The sequence below is a fragment of the Bifidobacterium criceti genome, assembly GCF_002286935.1.
GTDB classification, from domain to species: Bacteria; Actinomycetota; Actinomycetes; order Actinomycetales; family Bifidobacteriaceae; genus Bifidobacterium; species Bifidobacterium criceti.
On record NZ_MVOH01000002.1, the window covers coordinates 90,791 to 111,284 of the forward strand.

Below are 20,494 nucleotides of genomic sequence, written 5' to 3' on the forward strand. Positions count from 1 at the left end.
TACGTTTGTCCTGTCTGTGTAGGTTCTTGTTTCTCTTGAATGACTCGTGATCACTTGTATTCAGGTTCATCAACGATTTGGTCGGCCTTCGCGGCGGCGTCCGGGCGGGCGCCGATGTTGAAGCCGAGGTCGTTGGAGGAGGAGACCGGATCGTCGTCCTCGTCCTTCATGTCGATCGCGACGCCTTCGGCGTTGAGCACTTCGACGTTGAGGGACAGGGACTGCATTTCCTTGAGGAGGACCTTGAACGACTCGGGGATGCCCGCCGGCGGCAGGTTATCGCCCCTGACGATCGCGCCGTAGACGCGCACGCGGCCATCGACGTCATCGGACTTCGTGGTCATCATCTCGTGGAGCGTGTACGCGGCGCCGTAGGCCTCAAGCGCCCACACCTCCATCTCGCCGAAGCGCTGGCCGCCGAACTGCGCCTTGCCGCCGAGCGGCTGCTGCGTGATCATCGAGTACGGGCCGGTCGAACGCGCGTGGATCTTGTCGTCGACGAGGTGGTGCAGCTTGAGCATGTACATGTAGCCCACCGAGATCGGCTTCGGGAACGGTTCGCCGGTGCGGCCGTCGAAGAGCGTCGCCTTGCCGTTGTCGCCGACGAGCTTGTTGCCGTCGCGGTCGGTGAGCGTCGTCGACAGCAGGCCCTTGAGCGTCTCCTGGCGCACGCCGTCGAACACCGGCGTCGCGACCGGGGTTCCCGGCGCGCCCTTTTCGGCGCCCTTCGGCACGTACTGCTTCCATGCGGCCTCAAGGTCCGGATCGAGCGAGATGTCCCAGCCCGCGTGCGCGACCCAGCCGAGGTGCAGTTCGAGCACCTGTCCGAGGTTCATTCGCGACGGCACGCCGAGCGGGTTGAGCATGATGTCGACGGGGGTGCCATCCGCGAGGAACGGCATGTCCTCTTCCGGCAGGATGCGCGAGATGACGCCCTTGTTGCCGTGGCGGCCCGAGAGCTTGTCGCCCTGTGTGATCTTGCGGTGCTGTGCGATGTAGACGCGAATCATCTGGTTGACGCCGTTCGGCAGCTCGTCGCCGTCCTCCTCGGCGTCCTCACGCGTGATCTCCTTGACGGCGATGACGGTGCCGGTCTCGCCGTGGGGCACGCGCAGCGACGTGTCGCGCACTTCGCGGCTCTTCTCGCCGAAGATCGCGCGCAGCAGGCGCTCCTCGGGCGTGAGTTCGGTCTCGCCCTTCGGCGTGACCTTGCCGACGAGGATGTCGCCGGCCTCGACCTCGGCGCCGATGCGGATGATGCCACGCTCGTCGAGGTTCGCGACCGCGTCCTCACCGACGTTCGGCAGGTCGCGCGTGATCTCCTCGGCGCCGAGCTTCGTCTCGCGCGCGTCGATCTCGTATTCCTCGATGTGGATCGACGAAAGCGTGTCGTCCTGCACGAGGCGCTGCGAGATGATGACGGCATCCTCGTAGTTGTAGCCGTTCCACGGCATGAACGCGACGAGCAGGTTCTTGCCGAGGGCCATCTCGCCCTTCTCGGTCGCAGGGCCGTCCGCGAGGACGGTGCCTTCCTCGACGCGTTCGCCGTCGTGGATGAGCGGGACCTGGTTGTAGCACGTCGTCTGGTTCGAACGCTGGAACTTCGCGAGCTTGTAGGAGCTCGTCGTGCCGTCGTCGTTCATGACGCGGATGATGTCCGCGGACACGTACGTGACGACGCCCGGCTTCTCGGCGAGGATGACGTCACCCGAATCGACGGCCGCGCGCCATTCCGCACCGGTGCCGACGAGCGGACGCTCGGACTTGATGAGCGGGACCGCCTGGCGCTGCATGTTCGTACCCATGAGCGCTCGGTGGCCTTCGTCGTGCTCGAGGAACGGGATGAGCGATGCACCGACGGAGACCATCTGACGCGGCGAGACGTCCATGTAGTCGACCATCTCGACCGGGACGTCCTCCGCCTCGCCGGCCGCGTCTCGCACGAGCGCTTCCTTCTCGACGAAGTCGCCGTGCTCGTCGAGCTTCTGGTTCGCCTGCGCGATGACATGCTCGACGTCGCGGTCCGCGGTCATGTAGACGACCTCGTCGGTCACATGGCCGTTGACGACCTTGCGGTACGGCGTCTCGATGAAGCCGAAGGGGTTGATGCGTCCGAACGTCGCGAGCGAGCCGATGAGGCCGATGTTCGGGCCTTCAGGGGATTCGATCGGGCACATGCGGCCGAAGTGGGACGGGTGCACGTCTCGCACTTCCATCGACGCGCGGTCGCGCGACAGGCCACCGGGGCCGAGGGCCGACAGGCGGCGCTTGTTCGTGACGCCCGCGAGCGGGTTGTTCTGGTCCATGAACTGCGAGAGCTGCGACGTGCCGAAGAACTCCTTGATCGTCGCGTTCACCGGACGGATGTTGATGAGCGACTGCGGCGTGATCGCCTCGGCGTCCTGCGTCGTCATGCGTTCACGCACGACACGCTCCATACGGCTCAGGCCGGTGCGCAGCTGGTTCTGGATGAGCTCGCCGACCTGACGGATGCGGCGGTTGCCGAAGTGGTCGATGTCGTCGACGTCGACGCGCAGCTCGATGTCCTCGCCGTCACGCTTGCCCGGGAATGTCGCGGCGCCGGCGTGCAGCGTCACGAGGTACTTGAGCGTCGCGATGATGTCCTCACGGCTCAGGCTGCGGTCGTTGTAGTCCCGCTCAAGGCCCAGCTTGCGGTTGATCTTGTAGCGGCCGACGCGCGCGAGGTCGTAGCGCTTCGTGTTGAAGTAGAACGAGTCGAGCAGGTTCTTGCCGGCCTCCGGGGTCGCCGCGTCGGTCGGGCGGATCTTGCGGTACAGGTCGACGAGCGCCTCGTCCTGGCTGTCGATCTTCTCGTTCTCGAGCGCGTCGAGCACGAGCGGGTAACCTTCGAAGGCCTCGCGGATCTCGCTGCGCGACATGCCGATCGCCATGAGGAAGACGATCGCGGACTGCTTGCGCTTGCGGTCGACGCGCACGCCGAGGAAGTCACGCTTGTCAATCTCGAACTCAAGCCATGCGCCGCGGCTCGGGATGATCTTCGCGCCGAAGATCTCCTTGTCCGACGAACGGTCCTGCTGACGGTCGAAGTAGACGCCCGGGGAGCGCACGAGCTGCGAGACGATGACGCGCTCGGTGCCGCCGATGATGAACGTGCCGTGCGGCGTCTGCAGCGGGAAGTCGCCCATGAAGACGGTCTGCGACTTGATCTCGCCGGTGTCGCCGTTCTCGAACTCGGCGTTGACGTAGAGCGGCGCCGAATACGTGTAGTCCTTCTCCTTGCATTCCTGCACGGTATGGCGCGGCTCTTCGAAGTACGGGTCGGAGAACGTCAGGCTCATCGTCTGCGAATAGTTCTCGATCGGCGAGATCTCCTGGAAGACCTCGTCAAGTCCGGAGATGTGCGGCACCGTGTGCGTGCCCTTCTCCTCGTCCTCCTGGACGCGCGCCTGCCAGCGTTCGTTGCCGATGAGCCAATCGAAGCTGTCGGTCTGCACGCCGAGCAGATACGGCACGTCGATGGGTTCGGCGATCGAGCCGAAGTTCACACGGTCCGACGCCTTGTGCAGGGCGATGTCCTGTTCGTCGGCGCGCGCGATGATGGAAGTGGTGTTCGTCGTAGTCTCAGACAATGGACGTTCCTTATCACTGCTTGTTGTTCGTAACTATCTCACAGTCAGAAGCGCGGTCACCGGCCGCCATATGCCTAGGTACGCGGGCGCTTCGTCTTCGATTAGCATGCCCGCCATATGACACACTAAGACACGAAATCAATATACTAGTACGTTCAACGGTTCCACACGATATCTATTCCAACAATGTGAGCAATATCACATTATGTCGATATCGATATCGACTATCATCGACAATCACCCCATACCGACACGAACGACGACAGCCGCCCACTGCGGCACCGCCGCCAACAACGTCTGTTCATACGCCGCAAACAGCCGCACGGTGCGGCACCGCCGCCAACGACACCCATCCACACGCCGCAAACAGCCGCACGGTGCGGCACCGCCGCCGCGCACAGCCGCACGCGACCGCCTACTCCACTGTGTCCTACTCCACGGTGATCGTCACCGGTTTGCTCTCGACATGGGCATCGCCGTCGATGACGAGTTTCGCCGTGTACGTGCCGCGGTCGACGTGCGGCAGCTCCGACGACGCTTTGCATTCGGCGCCCGAACGCACCGTGTCCCAGACGATCTTCTGTTCGTCGGTCACACCTTCCATCATCAGCAACGGACGGTACGTCGATTCGCACATGTCGGAACGCCACACCGTGTCGTTCTCGGACGTGATGACGAGGACGCGCGCATCGTCGGCACCGTCGACGAAACACCCCTCCGTACCGGAACCGATGTACGTCATCGCCGCCGTGAATTCAAGGGAACCACCCACGGGCACCGACGTCGACGCGGGCGTGAGCGTCATCTCAAGGTTCTTCGCCGTGCAATCCTTCACCTTGCTCTTCTTCGGCACCGCAGGCACCGCGGAACGCGACACGGACATGCGGTCGGACACACCGATCCACTCATGCGCGGCGACCGCGCCACGGATGAGACTGTAGGCGCACAACACACATACGACGACGAACACGAGCAGACCACCGAAGAACACAAGACGACGTTTGCGGTACATCGCGCGACGCTGTTTCGACATCGTACGTGTGCGCGGCTTCGCGGCACCGCCTTTCGTGGCGCGCGGTTTCGAGGTGCCGTTCGACGACGACGTGCGTTTGCGTGGAGGGTTCGGCATGGTCTTCATAGTACGACCCCATAGTACGCCGACGTCACGCGGGAAGCCGCACATCGTGACCGGACACGATCTCGACGAGACCGTCGTCGTCAAGTGACGCGATGCAGCGGTCGAGCTGCGCCGTGTCCTTCCACAGACGCGACGCGTCCTCATGACGCAGCACACCGTGCGCGTCCTCGGGCAGGTCGCGCAACGCCTGCATGATGATACCGCGTACCTGACGGTCCGTCCCCGCGAACCGCTGCCGCGGACGTGTACGCCGTTCCCCGAGATGCGGCAGCCCCGCCGCAAGGAACAGGCAGCCGCCGCGCAACGGACAATCCGCACACGCCGGCTGCTTCGCCGTGCACACAAGCGCACCGAGTTCCATGACCGCCTGGTTCCACGTCGCGCTCGCCGCCGCGTCGCGCGGAAGCACCGCGTTCGCGAGCGCACGTTCGACCGCGCCCGTCGCACCACCCAACGATTCCTCACCAAGGAACGCGCGGCTGAGGACACGTCGTATGTTCGTATCGATCACGGCGATGCGCTCGCCATAGGCGAAACTGAGCACAGCGCTCGCGGTGTAGTCGCCGACGCCCGGCAGCGCGACGAGCGCGTCGTAGTCGCGAGGCAGTTCGTCGCGGCATTCGGCGGCGACGACGCGCGCGCATTCCTGGAGCCGCAGCGCGCGGCGCGGGTAGCCGAGGCGCCCCCACGCCGCGAGCACGTCGGCGCGTGGCGCGTCGGCGAGCGCGGCGGCGTCGGGCCATCGTTCCATCCACGCGTTCCAATACGGCACGACACGGCTCATCTGCGTCTGCTGGCTCATGATCTCGCATACGAGGACGCCCCACGGCGACGTGCGCGCGTCGCGCCACGGCAGGGCGCGCGCGTGCACGTCCCACCATGCGAACAGCGGACGGCGCAGCCGCGCGCCGAGGCGTTGCGCGGCGCGCGTGCGCGTGACGCCGAGGACGGCGTCGGGGTCGTCGTGTCTGCGTTTCGTCTTCTTCGTCGCGTTCGTCATCGCGCACCCATTGTAGTGCGCACACAATATCGTGTCTCTCGTGACGAATGAAGCGATGCACGCGGACGGTCCGCAGACCCCGGATCCGCAGTCCCCAAACCCCGAGTCCCAAGTGGAGAAGATGTTTGAATACGGCTACCGTAAATCGAATTACGGTCCCGACGAACTCGTGACCGACGCGCACGGCAATCCGATTTCCGTCGTCGATGCGATGATGTCGGCGAAGGAGGCGGCCGCGACGCCCACGTCGACGCCGCATCTGTGTTATTACTCGCCCCGTATCCCCGGGAACACGGGGTCGGCGATACGTCTGTGCGCGGTCACCGGGACGATCCTCCACCTCGTCGAACCACTCGGGTTCAATCTGCGTGACACGAAGTTGCGGCGCGCGGGGCTCGACTACCATGACATGGCGCACGTCGTGCTCCATCCGGATTTTGACGACCTCGTCGCATCGATGCCGGATTCGCGCATCATCGCGTTCACCGCGCACGCGACGAAGTTGTACACGGATGTCGAATACAAACCGACCGACATCCTGTTGTTCGGCCCTGAACCCGGCAACATCCCCGATCCGACCGACATCATGTTCGGGCCGCATGTCGCCGAACAGGTACGGCTGCCGATGCGCCCGAGCCTGCGCAGCCTCAATCTGACGAACTGCGCGTCGATCGCGATCTATGAGGCGTGGCGGCAGTTGGGGTTTGACGGCGGACGGTAGCCAAAACACCCGAAGAACGGCGGATGTGCGCGCATCCGCCGTTCTTCGGGTGTCGCTCAGTTCTTGAAACTATGGATAGGCGCCGGAATGCGTCCACCGCGCGTCACGAACGCCTCACATGAGGACGTGTTGACCGGCATGATCGGCGCATAGCCCATGAGGCCGCCGAAGTTCGCCATCTCGCCGACCGTCTTGCCGACGACCGGGATGACGCGCACGGCCGTCGTCTTCTGGTTGACCATGCCGATCGCCGATTCGTCGGCGATGATGCCGGAGATCGTCGACGCCGGTGTGTCGCCCGGGATCGCGATCATGTCGAGGCCGACCGAGCATACGCACGTCATCGCTTCGAGCTTCTCGATCGTCAGGCAGCCGGATTCGGCCGCGTCGATCATGTTCTTGTCCTCGGAGACCGGGATGAACGCGCCCGAAAGGCCGCCGACATACGACGACGCCATGATGCCGCCCTTTTTGACCTGGTCGTTGAGCATCGCGAGCGCAGCCGTCGTGCCCGGTCCGCCGACCTGTGCGAGACCCATCTTCTCAAGCACTTCGCCGACCGAATCGCCGACGGCGGGCGTCGGCGCGAGCGACAGGTCGATGATGCCGAACGGGATGCCGAGGCGCTTCGACGCCTCCTGCGCGACGAGCTGCCCGACACGGGTGATCTTGAACGCGGTGCGCTTGATCGTCTCGCACAGGAATTCGAAATCCTTGCCGACGGCCGCGTCGAGCGCGCGCGAGACGACGCCCGGTCCGGACACGCCGACGTTGATGACGGCGTCGCCTTCCGTCACGCCGTGGAAGCCGCCCGCCATGAACGGGTTGTCGTCTGGGGCGTTGCAGAACGCGACGAATTTGACGCATCCGTACGAATCATTGTCGGCCGTCGATTCCGCGATCTCCTTGATGATGTGGCCGAGCATTTCGACGGCGTTCATATCGATGCCGGTCTTCGTCGATCCGACGTTGACCGACGAACACACGATGTCCGTTTCGCTCAACGCGGCCGGGAGCGAACGGATGAGCAGTTCCTCGGCCGGGGTCATCGATTTCGAGACGAGCGCCGAATAGCCGCCGATGAGGTCGACGCCGACGGTCTTCGCCGCATGGTCGAGCGCATGCGCGATCTTGACGAAATCGGCGCTTGTCTTGCAGCAGCTCGCACCGACGAGCGCGATCGGTGTGACCGTGATGCGCTTGTTGACGATCGGGATGCCGAAGTCGCGTTCGATCGCTTCGCCCGTCGAGACGAGGTCCTTCGCGTACGTCGTGATCTTGGCGTAGATCTTCGCGCACGTCTCGTCGACGTCGGTCGTCGCGCAATCCATGAGGCTTATGCCCATCGTGATCGTGCGCACGTCGAGCTTCTCCTGCTCGATCATTTGGTTGGTCTCGTGGACCTCCATGATGTTCAGCATGCTGGTTCCTTCCCGTCCCTGTGTCAGACGCGGTGCATCTTCGTGAAGATCTCCTCACGCTGGCAGCGGATGCGCACACCGATGTCCTCGCCGAGCGCTTCGAGGTCGTCGACGATCGTCTCGAACGCGACGTCCGCGTCCGAGTAATCGACGATCATCATCATGTTGAAGAATCCATCGATGATCGTCTGGGAAATATCGAGCACGTTTGTGTGGTGTTCGGAAAGATACGTGCAGACGCGAGCGATGATGCCGACGGTGTCCTGTCCGACGACGGTGATGATTGCCTTGTTCAATGCCTCTCCCTGAAGTCTCGGGCGCGCGGCGCCCTGAAAAGTACCGGCAGCTCACCAGTATAGGGAGGGATTGCGCCAAATACGCACACATCCCGCATGTCAGGACACGCGCATGCCAGGACGCGCATTGCGCCACGATAGCGTGAAGGCCCGCACATGTCCTATCGGACAGCGCGGGCCTTCACCAGTGGCCGTCAGCGTTTCGCGTGGTGCATCGGCTGGTTGCGCAGACGCCTGCGCTGCACGACGAACACGGTGACGATGGCCGCGATGACGACAGCGGCGATGACGGCCGTGATCGCGATGTCCTGTGTCAGGCCCTCGTCCCTGTACGGTGTGTGCTGCTGCGCCGATTCAGTCGGGATCCTATGCCCAGTCACGATGAGCCGGTGCGAGTTGACGCCGTACGGCGTGCATGTCACGAGGCTCGCGAGGTCGCGGCCCTCCTGGATCGCGAGGTCCTTCACTTCGTTCGGCAGCACCGTGTGCGTCGCCTCGACCTCGTACGTGAGGACCTCGTCGTAGACCGTGATCGTGAATTTGTCGCCTTTGCCGAGCGTGTCGAGGCCGGTGAACAGCATCGCGCTCGGCAGGCCGGTGTGGCCGGTGAGCACGGTGTGCGTCGACTCGCCGCCGATCGGCAGGCTCGACCCTTCGAGGTGCCCGGCCGCGATCTGCAGGACCGTCTCCTCGGTGCCGTGGTAGATCGGCAGACGCGCCTTGATCTTCGGGATCGTCACATAGCCCATGATGCCGGTGCCGCTCACGTCGAGGATCGAATCGTACACCTTCTTCTCCTCGGGCGTCGGCAGGAACCGCGAATTGCCCTGACCGATGAGCGATTCGTTGTATTCCTTCGCACGCGCGAGCTCCTTCTCGCGGTCCTCCTTCGACGTGTCCGCGACCTTCTCGATGTATCCGGCGACCGCGCGCGACGAGACATGCCTGTTCCATGCGTCGGCGATCGTCGGGTAGAGGATGAGGCCGACGCCGATGATGAGCAATGCGCTCATCGCGGCGAGCATCGCGAAGAACCTGCGGTTGTCCTTCTTGCGTTTCGCGGCGAGTTCCTCCGGTGTGAGCTTCGGTTCGCCAGGTTCGTGCGGATCGATCGCATCCTCGAACGTCGGTGTACGACCGCCGGCGTCCGCACTGTGCACGTCTGCATCGTCCGTGTCCGCAGCGGAACCGCCGTCCGCGTCGGCACCCATATCCTCCCACATATCCCAATCGTCGTGGCCCATATCGTGGCTCGTGTCGTCGTGGTTCGCGTCGTCCCACTGTCGGCTCATAGCGCGTTCACCCTCACCCATCCGTATCACGCGGCCGCAGCGTGTCACTGCGCGCATCGCTCGCGTCGAAACATCGTTTTTCTGTTTAGAGCATAACCGCTGCGCCGCTCATCCGCACGTCTCCCCGACAAACCTTTACGTTTTCCGACGCGGACGCCCGCCGCGCGCAGTGTATTGCACTGCGCGCGGCGGGCGTCCGTCTCCCCTGTGTTCCTCACATGGAACGTCTCATATGGCGTTTCCTCACATGACGCGCTGCGCGGCCGCCGCTGCGGCGGCCGGCAATGCGCGCGGCGTACGGAAGCCGCGACGTTCGAATTCGTCGGCGATCCGTTGCGCGATGCGCTCGCTTGCTCCGGCGTTGACGAGTGCGATGATCGATCCACCGAAACCACCGCCTGTCATGCGCGCGCCATACGCGCCGCTGTCACGTGCGACGTCGACGGCGACGTCGAGTTCGGGGACCGTCACTTCGTAGTCATCGCGCAGCGAATTGTGCGACGCGTTGAAGAGCGCCCCCGCCGTTTCGATGTCCCCTTGTGCGAATGCGTCGATGAACGCGTCGACACGGCCGATCTCGGTCACGACGTGGCGCACGCGCTTGCGCATCGTCTCGTCGTCGAGTTTCGCGAGCACGTCGTCGAGCGCGGCCGCGGGGTCGGCGGACGCGTTGACGGCGTCGGCGACCTCACGCAGGTTCGCGGCGCCGAGCAGCCGCGCCGCCTCCTCGCACATCGTGCGGCGCGCCTCATACTGGCCGTCGTTGAGCTGGTGCGGCGCGCGCGTGTCGAGGACGAGCAGTTCGAGCCCGTAGCGCGCGAGGTCGAAGGGTTCCTGTTCGACGCTTTCGAGCGCGGTGAGCCCGGGACGGCAGTCGAGGCGGATCGCGTGGCCCTGCGTGCAGCGCATCGACGCGTTCTGGTCGAGGCCTCCTGTCGACGCGCCCGCCATGTCGTTCTCCGACGCGATCGCCGCGTTGATGAGCGCGACACGTCCCGCGTCGCTTCCGCCGAAGCCGAGTGCGTACACGTCGTCGAGCGCGAGCGCCGTCGAGCATGTCATCGCCGCCGACGAGCTCAGGCCGGAGCCGAGCGGCACGCATGAGCTGAACGCCGCGTCGAATCCCTGCACGCCGTCGAATCCGGCTTCGCGCAACGCCCACGCGACGCCGACCGGGTACGCCGCCCAGCCGTCCACATCGCCCGCCGCGAGCCCGTCGAGGTCGGTTTCGCCGACGTCGTCCGGATTCACGTCCGAGACGACGCGCACCGTCGTGTCACCGCGCTTCGCGAGCGCGACGTACGTGCGGTGCGGCAGTGCGATCGGCAGGCACAGCCCGCCGTTGTAGTCGGTATGTTCGCCGATGAGGTTGACGCGTCCGGGCGCCGCCCATACGCCGTCCGGTTCCTTGCCGTAGCATTCGCGGAAGAGTTCCGCGGCGCGGCGTGCGCCTTCGTCGTCACCCATCGCTTCGATGAATTCCACCTGTGCCATGTTGTGTTGTCCAATCCGTCACTTCGTTGTGCCCATTGTTGTCCGCGTCCTGTTCCGCGCTCAGCCTTCGTCGCTGATGTCGACGGGCCCGAGTTCGTGGAAGCGCGCCGCGATGAGTTCCGGTGTCGTGTCCGACACCCATGCGGCCATGCCCGATTCCGAACCCGCGAGGTACTTGATCTTGTTCGCCGCGCGGCGGAACGAGAAGAACTGCAGGTTGAGGCGGTAGTGGTCGCGGCGCGCGTCGCGCACGGGCGCCTGGTGCCATGCGGCGATGTACGGCAGGTCCATGCCCTTGCCGTCGCCCTTGTCGAAGAAGCGGTTGCCGCGCTTGAGCAGTGTCGAATACATCTGCGCGAGGTCCCAGCGTTCGTCGTCGTCGAGTTGGTCGAGCGTGAGGATGCCGTCGCGCAGCGGTGCGACGTGCACTTCGAGCGGCCAGCGCGCCGTGGCCGGCACGTAGGCGACCCAGCTGTGGTTGCGCATGACGACGCGTTCGTCCGCGTCGATCTCCGCCATCATCAGGTCGTGCAGCAGGTTGCCGCCCGTGCGTTCGAAATACGCCTGCGTGTGCTGGAGTTCCGTTTCGAGCTTCGGTGCGATGAACGGGTACGCATAGATCTGGCCGTGCGGATGCGCGAGCGAGACGCCGATCTCCTCACCGTGGTTCTCGAACGGGAAGATCTGTTCGATGCCCGGGATGGCGCTCAGTTCGGCCGTGCGGAACGCCCACGCCTCGACGACGGTGCGCAGCCGCGACACCGGAAGGTCGGCCGGCAACCCATGCTCGTTCGGATCGAAGCAGATGACCTCGCAACGGCCGCCAGCGGGGCGCACCTGCCACAGCGGATTGCCGTCCACGTAGCTCACATCGTTCGGCGTGCCGGGGACCTGCACCATCGACGGGAACCGGTTCTCGAAGATGACGACGTCGTAGTCGGTGTCGGGCACTTCGCCGTCCTGGTACGGATCGCCCGGCTTGCGCGCGGCGAGCGGATTGCCTTTCGCCGTCGCCCCCGCACCCGCAGTGATCGGGCGGTTCATGCGTGCGGTCGCCATCGGGATCCAATCACCGGTGAGCGGGTCGCGGCGCATCTGCGGTGCCTCGTAGCGCACTTCGACGCCGTCGGCGTTCATATGCGGCGCGAAACGGTACGGCAGGTCGCGCGGATCCTCAAGCTGCCTCGTGCGTTCGCCGGACACGAACTCCGGTTCGTCATCGAGATAGAAGAAATCGCGGCCGTCGGCGAGCGTCGTCGGCGTGATGCGGATATGCTCCTTCGCGTATACGCCCGGTTCGTATTGTGCGTATTGCGACATCGTCGTCACTCACTTTCCTCTTCTGCGGACCTGTCATGTGCGAGCACAAGCTCCTTGACGAGATCCCTTGTTTTTGTTGCCGAATCGGTGTCGAGACCGTCATCGGTGATGACGGTGTCCACCTGGTCGAAGCGTGCGAACAGCGAAAGGGACGTGCTACTCCACTTCGTATGGTCGGTCAGGATGATCGTCCGGTCGGCGATGTCCATCATCGCCATGTCGGTCGCCGCCTCAAGCGAGTTCGGCATGAGGAAGCCGCGCGGAATCGACACGGAATGCGTGCCGAGGAATACCGTGTTCACACGCAGTGACGCGATGACCTTGTCCGCGATCGGCCCGACAAGCGAATTCGAACGCGTGATGACCCCGCCGGTCACGATGACCTCGACATCCTTCGATTCGAGCGCTTGGACGAGCTCGGCGACGGGAATCGAATTCGTCAGGATCGTGATGCCGTTCGAACGCTGCGATTCGAGCAGATGCTGCGCGAACACATAGGCCGTCGTGCCACCGCCGATCGCGATGACATCACCCGGCGAGACGTAATCGACCGCCTGTTGCGCGATCGCATCCTTGAGGCCGATGTCCATCTGCGACTTGACCGAGAACAGCGGCTCGCTCAGCAACGTGCTCGTCGAGACCGCGCCACCGTGCACACGTTTGAGCAGACCTTTGTCCGCGAGGTCGGCGATATCCCTGCGGATCGTCATCGCCGAGACACCAAGTTCCTTCGAGAGCGCCGTGATACGCACCGCACCGCGCGTGCGCAAGCGGCTCAAAATCAGATGTTGCCGTTGTGAGGAAATCATGCGAACATTATCGCACATTTCTTTTCAACAGACAACTTGAAACAAACATTTCGGCGTGTTTTCCACACAGAAGTGCACAAAACCCGACAACCGTCGCCCCCTGCGGCACCACCGCCAACCACAGCCGCAACTCAACTACAGACGACTCATCTCTGCGGCACCGCCGCCAACTACAGCCATATCAACACCCCAAACGGCTCATCCTTGCGGCACCGCCGCCAACTGCGTCCATTCGCGCACCGCAGACGGCTGCCCTTCGCGGCACCGCCGCAACCAACAGCCGAAACACCGCCGTACGCGGCTGTCCCCTGCGGCACCGCCTCCACCGACAGCCGCCCCAGCTGCACAACCGCGCACACTACACAGCCGCGTCAGTCGACGTCTTCCGCTTCCGCTTCGAGGTCGTCGGCGAAGACGTCGTCGGGTGCGTCCGTGATCTGCCTACGCGTCGCGCGACGCTCAAGTTCGCGCGCGTGCGAGTCGCGGATCCGCTTGTGCATGCGCGCGACGCCCCACTGCGTCACTTTGTGCATCGCTTCGCGCACGATCGAACCATCCATCTTCGATTCGCCGAGCGCGCGCTCCGGGAACACGATCGGCACTTCGACGACGACGCCGCCCGCCGCGACGACGCGCCTCGTCATATCGATCTGGAACACATATCCGTTGTCGTCGATGCCGTCAAGGTCGATTCTGCGCAGGACGCGCGCGCGGTACGCGCGGAATCCGCTCGTCATGTCGCGCACTTTGAGGCCGAGCATGAACCGCGCATACGACGACCCCGCACGTGAGATGACGTCGCGGTACCACGGCCAGTTCTCCGTCATGCCACCGGGAACGCGGCGCGAACCGAGCACAAGGTCGACATGTTCGTCGTCATGGATGCGCAGGAGGATGCGGTGGAGGTCGTCGGGGCGGTGCGAACCATCCATGTCCATTTCGCAAATGATGTCGTATCCGCGCGCGAGCGCCCATTTGAACCCGTCGATGTACGCCGATCCGAGCCCGAGTTTGCCCGCGCGGTGCAGCACGTGCAGTTTCGAACCGTTCGTCGTCGCGTTGATGCGGTTCGCGACTTTGAGGTCCGCGGTGCTCACGTTCGCATCCGACAGCAGCGCCGCGTCGTCGTCCTCGTGGAACGACACGTCGCTCGCGATGTCGTTCCTCTTCTTCTCGACGGTCAGCCCAGGCGTCATATGCGTCGCTTTCGCGATGACGTCGGCGAGGCGCCCCGTCCCATCCGGTGAATTGTCGTCGACGATGAGCACATCGACGGCCGGGTTCTTCTCGAACACACCGGTGAGTGTCGGTTCGAGGTTCGCGCGTTCGTTGTATGTCGGCATGACCACGCATACACGACCCGTCATATCCGCCTCCCGTCCGTTGCTGCGACGTGCAGTCTGCACCCGACTTTACCGTATCCGCGCGCACGCCGTCATTTTCACACTTCCCCCGCGGTTCGCGCGTGCGACTTCGCACCGCGCATGGCACAATGGAGCAATGCCCTACGTTTCCGACAACAGTCTGCGTGACGCGATCAACAAGGCGACGACCGATTTGTTCACGTTCAGCTACAAACACATCATCAAACCCCATTTCGTCTTCAACAATCCCCCCGACAAAGCGCACGCGCAGATGATCGACTTCTGCAAGGTCACGCGCAACATTCCCCCACTCATGTGGCTGCTGCGTCAGATGCTCGACTATACCGACCCGATTCTCGAAACGTCGGTCATGGGAGTCGATTTCGCGAATCCCTTCGGTCTGTCCGCTGGACTTGACAAGGATTGCGAGATGGCGACCGTCCTCGACAACGCCGGTTTCGGATTCGAAACGGTCGGTTCGACGACCGCGCGTCCGTGCAAGGGCAACGCGCGCCCGTGGTTCCACCGTCTTCCCGAATACGATTCGATGATGGTGCACGTGGGACTCGCGAACGAGGGGTCCGACAAGATCATCGCGAAGACGGAGAGCGCATGGCGTCGCACGCGCACGATGCAGATGTCCGTTTCGATCGCGCGCACGAACGACGACCTCGTCGGCGACCTCGACGAAGGCATCGAGGACTACTGTGTGTCGATGCGCCGCGCCGCGGGGCGCACGGCGATGGTCGAAGTGAACATCTCATGTCCGAACACGACGGTCGGCGAACCGTTCAATGAGGATCCGGACGCGCTCGACCGCCTGTTCACGGCGCTCGATACGATCGACCGCCCGCAGCCGACGCTCGTCAAGATGCCGCTCAACAAGACGTGGGAGGAGTTCCGCGACCTCATCGACGTCCTCGCCGCACACAATGTGCAGGGCTTGACGATCGCGAACCTGCAGAAGGACCGCACCGGCCTCGATGTGCCGCGATCGTGGCTCGGCGGACTGTCCGGCGGCCCATGCACGGTCGAAAGCACCGAACTCATCCGCCGCGTCTACCGCGAATACGGCGACCGTTTCGCGATCGCCGGCGTCGGCGGCGTCTTCACGCCGCAGCAGGCGTATGAGAAGATCCGCGCCGGATCGTCGCTCATCATGTTCATCACGTCGCTCATGTACCGCGGTCCGCAGCAGATCACCGTGCTCAAGCGCGGCCTTGCCGAACTGCTGCGCCGCGACGGGTTCTCGAGCGTCGCCGAGGCTGTTGGCGTCGACGCGTAGCGCGCGGAGCGGCTCGAGAGCGCACATACACATAACGCTTGAGGGGCGTCCTTCCACATGCAATGTGGAAGGACGCCCCTCAAGCGTTTGCAGCCGGTTCCGGCATCCGCGGACGCTACCGCGTCGTCGTGTTCTGCTGCGTGTTCTGTTGCTGCGTTCCCGTTGTGCCGTTCGTTGTGCCGTTCGTCGAAGTGCCCGACCTGCCCGACACACCGACCGACCTCATGTATCTATCGACCGGCTGTCCGTAGTCGTTGTCGATCGGCAGGTTCTTCGTCTCCGCGTATCTGCTCGCGGCCTTGCTGAACGCAGGCGCGGCGATCGTCGCACCATCCCAGTAGCCGTGGTATTGGCCGTTGATCGCGATGTTCTCGATCGGATGGTTCATCGGGTCCTGCACGTCGCCTACGAGCACGAACGTCGCGATCTGGTTCGGGATGAACCCGCCCGTCGTCACGTACATGTTCTCATTCGTACCGGTCTTCGCGAAGGTCTTGCGGTTGTTCGCGAGCTGTGCCGCGCCCGCGACGCCGTCAGGACGGGTCACGCCCTGGTTCATCGTGTACGCGAGCGTCTGGATGATGTCCTTGTCGACCGCCTGATGGCAGTTCGCCTTCGGCACGTCGAGCTGTTCGCCGTCCGTGTTCTCGACCGACTTGATCGCGATCGGCGTGCATTCCACACCGTTCGCCGCGTACGTCGCATAGACGTTCGCCATCGTGAGCGGCGACACGGATGTCGTACCGCCAATGAGGAGCGACGGGTGCATCGAGATGTCCGAATACACGTCCTCCTGTCCGATCTTCGCGTTGTGGTAGCCGACGGCCTTCGCCGCGTCGGCGACCGCGCACAGGCCGATCTGCGCGCCCATCGCCGCCATCGTCGTGTTGTGCGAGTGCACGAGGCCGAGGAAGGGGCTTTCCGGCGAGACGGTGCCGTTCGTCAACGCGTTCGTCACATGCCAGTTGTCGGTGCCGCCCGCGTAGCCGTTGCAGTTGAAGCGGTTCGTCAGGAAGTCGGTCGGTGCGACAAGCATCTCGTTGATCGACCGTCCCTGCTGCATCCACGCGACGAGGTTGATCGGCTTCCACGACGAGCCGATCGGGAAGCCCTGGCCACCGCCATCGACCTGATCGACGGCGTAGTTCATCGACGATTTCGTCGGATCGGTCGCGGCCGCGTCGGTCGCGTCATATTCGCGGTTGAGGCCGAAGCCGAGCACTTCGCCCGTGCCGGGCTTGACGGACGCCATGACGATCTCCATGCCGGAAGGGTCGTTCGCCGGGATCGTCTCGTTCGCCGTGTCCATCATCGCGTTGCTCGCGTCGAGGTCGAGCGTCGTGACGATCTCGAGACCGCCCTCCTGGAGCAGTTTCTCGCGTTCCTCGGCCGTCTTGCCGAATTCCGGCGAGTTCTCGATCTTGTGCACGACGTAATCGCAGAAGAAACCGGTGTTGTACTTCGCTGCCATGCATCCGCGGCTCACGTCGGTCAGGTGGAGCGTATCCTGGATCGGCTGCTTGATGGCGTCCTCATACTCCTGCTGCGTGATGAACTTCTGGTCGAGCATGAGCTTGAGCACGATGTCGCGCTGCTTCTGCGCCTCCTCCTGGTTCTCGGGGATCGACGGATCGTATTTCGACGGGTTCTTCGTGATCATCGCGATCGTCGCCGCCTGGACGACGTTGAGCTTGTCCGCGGTCGTGTTGAAATAGCGTTCCGCGGCCGCCTGCACGCCGTAGAGCGAGTTCGAGCCGAACTGTGCGATGTTCAGGTATCCCTGGAGGATCTCCTGCTTCGAATATTTCTTCTCCATCTGCACCGAGAGCAGCATCTCGCGCAGTTTGCGCGCGACCGTGTCCTCGGTCGCGTGGTATTCGCCGATCGGATCGTCGCTTTCGCGCGCCTTCGTCGCGAGCACGTTCTTCACGTACTGCTGCGTGAGGCTCGATCCGCCCTGCTGGTCGCCTTTCCTCATATACGTCTGCACGAACGCGCGCATGACGCCTTGCACGTCGACGCCCGAATGTTCCCAGAAACGCTTGTCCTCTCGTGCGACGACCGCCTGCATCATCGGTTTCGAAATGTCCTTGAGTGGTACGACTTCACGGTTCTGCGCGTAGAATTCCGCAATGACGGTCTTGCCGTCGTTCGCGTACATCGTCGATTTCTGCGGCAGGTTCGTCACATCGAAGTCGATCCCTTCGACTTCCATCGACGGCGACACCGCCCTCGCCACATTGTTCGCCCCCATGACCGCAGGGAGGAACAGCAGGCACGTCGTCGCCCCACCGGCGACGCACAGCGTGATGAACGCGAGCGCGAGCGCGAGCATGCGCACTCCGCTCATGGTTTTCTTCTTCTTCGGCATGCACACCATTCTATGTGGTCGGCTCTACCGAGTCCAGAGTCGCATCCGTTGGATTTTCATGTGTTCCGCGGGCGTCGTGCGACACGCGTCCAGTGGTTTCACAAGGTTTTCACAGCGCTTTGCCATTGTGCGTACCGTGCGCGCATATTGGTGCCCGTATGCACGACGAGCGACGCGTTCGCGCACAACGCTGTGCGCTCATCGTTGCGATCTGCGGATGAGTTTTCCCGGTTGGTAGATGATGATCGTGCGCCCTTCGCGCGCGATCCATCCGCGGTTCGCGAAGTCCATGAGCGCTTTGTTGACCGTCTCCCTCGACGATCCGACGAGCTGCGCCATCTCCTCCTGGGTCAAATCGTGCGGCACCTGCAGTCCCGCTTCGACCGGTTTGCCGAATCGCGACGCGAGGTTGAGGAGCGTCTTCGCGAGGCGCGCGGGCACATCCATGAACACGAGGTCGGCGATGCGTTCGTTGTTCGCGCGCATGCGGTGCGCGAGCACCTGGAGCATGTCGACGGCGACGCGCGGATATTTGTCGAGCCAATGGAAGAGCGCGTCACGTTCGAGCCATACGAGTCGTGTATCGTTCATCATCGCGATCGCGGACGCCGTGCGCGGCCCTCCGTCGGGATCGAACACGGGGATTTCACCCAGCACTTCGCCACGTGTGTGGATGCTGAGCAGCTGTACGCGGTCGTCCGCTGATTTCCGCGTGAGTTTGACACGTCCCGATTCGATGACGTACATCCTGTGGTCGGTGTCCCCTTCGCGGAAGATGCATGCGCCTTTGTGCGCGGTCTCATGGTGCAACGACGGCAGCAGTTCCTTCGCCTGTTCCGCGGAGACGTGGTTGAACAATGCTGTGTGCAGCAGCGGATTGTTCTCTTCGAACGTATCGTTCGGTGCCATGACCACCTCGTTTCACGTGTTTCACCCTTGTTTCACACGGCCGTGCGCGCGCACACCATCGTTCATTGTACCGTCGCCGCCCCGAGCGCGCCACCACCAATCGCACACTGCGGCACCGCCGCCAACTACGTCCATCTGTACGCCGCAGACAGCTGTACTTCGCGGCACCGCCGCCAACACAGTCCACAAGTCGACAGTAGACGGCTGCACACTGCGGCACCGCCGCCAACTACGTCCATATGTGCGCCGCAGACAGCTGCACTACGCGGCGGCGCTGCCAAAGGCGGCCGCCGTTGCCGCCATCACCGCGACGATCGCGTCGCGCGACATCGTCGTCTGCGTGACAATTGGTTCGACGCGTCGTTTCGCCGATTTGACCGATTTGTCCGACATCTTCTCCGGATCGGTGATGAGGACGTCGCCCATCGCGTCCGCGTCGATTGCGTATGCGAGCGTCACATGGTGCAACAGGCAACCGGGGCCACCATTGTGCGGCGGCACGCGCATTTGCGCGGCGCCGCCGATTTTGCCGCGCGCGCCCGCGATGTCGTTGAGCCCCGCGAAATGCGCGCGCACGCCGCAGCGCGCGAGCGCCGCAAGCAGCCACGCGTCGCACAACTGGTACGTCTGCGCCGCGTCGAGCCCATCAGCGAACGACAGCGGCGCATACAGCGAATACGTGATCGTGTGTTGTGGTTCGATGAACATCGCGCCGCCGCCCGTCGCGCGGCGCACGATGTGCACGCCGCGCACACGCGCCGCCGCGACGTCCACTTCGTCCTCAATCGATTGGTATCTGCCGCAGACGACGGCCGGCGCCGCCCAATCCCATATGCGCAGCGTCGCGCCGCGCGCGCCACCGGCGACCTGCCGCGACCACAATGCCTCGATGTCCATCTGCGCTTGGGGCATCCGTGGTACATCGACGATGACGCGCGGCCGCAGCGCCGCCCACCGTGCGCCGATCTCATCATCGTCGATCACGCGGGGCGCCGCGCCGCCCGCGCGTTGCGCCGCGTTCCACGAACGCCGCACACGCGCGGCATGGTATGCCTCGAACGCGCGCACCGCGTCACTGTCCGCCGCCGTCGCGCGCATCGCCGCGCGCGCGATCGCGTCGGCGCTCGCTCCTATGAGACGTCCGCCGAGTACGCCATCGATCTGCCGCGCCGTCTCCCGGTACCACTGTCCGACCGCGCGCACGCGCGCGTCACCGTCATCATCGATGCCAACGTCGGCACCGTCAATGTCGATATCTTCTTCGATACCGCGTCCGGCAGCGCCAACGATGTCGTCGAGGAGCGGCGCGCGCGCATCGATGATCGTCTCGATCGACGATATGATGCCGCGCGCATCGCCGTCCGCGAAGAAATCGCCGTCAAGGCGCGCGCCGGCGGCAAGCGTCACACGGACGAGCTTGCCGCCGGGCACTTTGACGGAACCTGAGCGCGCTTCCATCGGTT

15 protein-coding genes are annotated in these 20,494 nt (G+C 64.0%); 2 read left to right on the top strand and 13 right to left on the bottom strand.

Features of this window, described 5'->3' with window-relative positions; translation table 11 throughout:
- Positions 1-50 precede the first annotated feature (50 nt).
- From rpoB to B1526_RS00660, 3 genes are all read right to left on the bottom strand, one after another.
- Positions 51-3,611: a DNA-directed RNA polymerase subunit beta gene (gene rpoB, locus B1526_RS00650; RefSeq protein ID WP_095614212.1), complete on the bottom strand. Its 3,561-nt coding sequence runs from the start codon at positions 3,609-3,611 to the stop codon at positions 51-53.
- Between the two features lie 430 nt (positions 3,612-4,041).
- Positions 4,042-4,740, bottom strand: coding sequence for a hypothetical protein (locus B1526_RS00655; RefSeq protein WP_235606956.1), 699 nt, complete (start codon positions 4,738-4,740; stop codon positions 4,042-4,044).
- Positions 4,741-4,774: 34 nt separating this feature from the next.
- On the bottom strand, positions 4,775-5,749 hold the full coding sequence (locus B1526_RS00660; RefSeq protein WP_095614213.1) for an HhH-GPD family protein: 975 nt from the start codon (positions 5,747-5,749) through the stop codon (positions 4,775-4,777).
- Between the two features lie 40 nt (positions 5,750-5,789).
- On the opposite strand from B1526_RS00660, the gene B1526_RS00665 reads away from it, so the two are divergent.
- Positions 5,790-6,470: a tRNA (cytidine(34)-2'-O)-methyltransferase gene (locus B1526_RS00665; protein WP_407640974.1), complete on the top strand. Its 681-nt coding sequence runs from the start codon at positions 5,790-5,792 to the stop codon at positions 6,468-6,470.
- 56 nt (positions 6,471-6,526) lie between these two features.
- Here B1526_RS00665 and B1526_RS00670 read toward each other — a convergent pair whose 3' ends face one another.
- The 7 genes from B1526_RS00670 to B1526_RS00700 all read right to left on the bottom strand — a co-directional run bounded on the left by B1526_RS00670 (position 6,527) and on the right by B1526_RS00700 (position 14,445).
- Entirely contained in the window at positions 6,527-7,891 is a 1,365-nt protein-coding gene (locus B1526_RS00670; protein WP_095614215.1) for a PFL family protein, read from the bottom strand.
- Positions 7,892-7,914: 23 nt separating this feature from the next.
- Positions 7,915-8,187 (bottom strand): ACT domain-containing protein, encoded by a 273-nt coding sequence (locus B1526_RS00675; protein ID WP_095614216.1) that lies wholly within the window; start codon positions 8,185-8,187, stop codon positions 7,915-7,917.
- A gap of 194 nt (positions 8,188-8,381) precedes the next feature.
- On the bottom strand, positions 8,382-9,479 hold the full coding sequence (locus B1526_RS00680) for a class C sortase (RefSeq protein WP_235606957.1): 1,098 nt from the start codon (positions 9,477-9,479) through the stop codon (positions 8,382-8,384).
- 243 nt (positions 9,480-9,722) lie between these two features.
- Positions 9,723-10,973, bottom strand: coding sequence for a galactokinase (gene galK, locus B1526_RS00685; RefSeq protein ID WP_095614217.1), 1,251 nt, complete (start codon positions 10,971-10,973; stop codon positions 9,723-9,725).
- Between the two features lie 60 nt (positions 10,974-11,033).
- Positions 11,034-12,293 (bottom strand): galactose-1-phosphate uridylyltransferase, encoded by a 1,260-nt coding sequence (gene galT / locus B1526_RS00690; RefSeq protein ID WP_095614271.1) that lies wholly within the window; start codon positions 12,291-12,293, stop codon positions 11,034-11,036.
- 5 nt (positions 12,294-12,298) lie between these two features.
- Positions 12,299-13,102: a DeoR/GlpR family DNA-binding transcription regulator gene (locus B1526_RS00695; protein WP_095614218.1), complete on the bottom strand. Its 804-nt coding sequence runs from the start codon at positions 13,100-13,102 to the stop codon at positions 12,299-12,301.
- A 371-nt stretch (positions 13,103-13,473) separates the two neighbouring features.
- Complete coding sequence (locus tag B1526_RS00700; protein ID WP_235606958.1) at positions 13,474-14,445, bottom strand: polyprenol monophosphomannose synthase; 972 nt, start codon at positions 14,443-14,445, stop codon at positions 13,474-13,476.
- A 157-nt stretch (positions 14,446-14,602) separates the two neighbouring features.
- On the opposite strand from B1526_RS00700, the gene B1526_RS00705 reads away from it, so the two are divergent.
- Entirely contained in the window at positions 14,603-15,751 is a 1,149-nt protein-coding gene (locus B1526_RS00705; protein WP_095614220.1) for a quinone-dependent dihydroorotate dehydrogenase, read from the top strand.
- Between the two features lie 115 nt (positions 15,752-15,866).
- Here the strand turns inward: B1526_RS00705 and B1526_RS00710 are convergent, their stop codons facing one another.
- The 3 genes from B1526_RS00710 to B1526_RS00720 form a co-directional block, all read right to left on the bottom strand.
- Positions 15,867-18,131 carry a transglycosylase domain-containing protein gene (locus tag B1526_RS00710; RefSeq protein WP_407640975.1) on the bottom strand — a complete coding sequence of 755 codons (2,265 nt, stop codon included), beginning with the start codon at positions 18,129-18,131 and terminating at the stop codon, positions 15,867-15,869.
- Positions 18,132-18,320: 189 nt separating this feature from the next.
- The gene (locus B1526_RS00715) at positions 18,321-19,031 is read right to left on the bottom strand and encodes a Crp/Fnr family transcriptional regulator (RefSeq protein ID WP_095614222.1); all 711 of its coding nucleotides are present in this window, start codon (positions 19,029-19,031) and stop codon (positions 18,321-18,323) included.
- Between the two features lie 261 nt (positions 19,032-19,292).
- A complete protein-coding gene (locus B1526_RS00720) occupies positions 19,293-20,489 on the bottom strand; it encodes a lipoate--protein ligase family protein (protein WP_095614223.1) in 1,197 nt (398 codons plus the stop codon).
- Positions 20,490-20,494 lie beyond the last annotated feature (5 nt).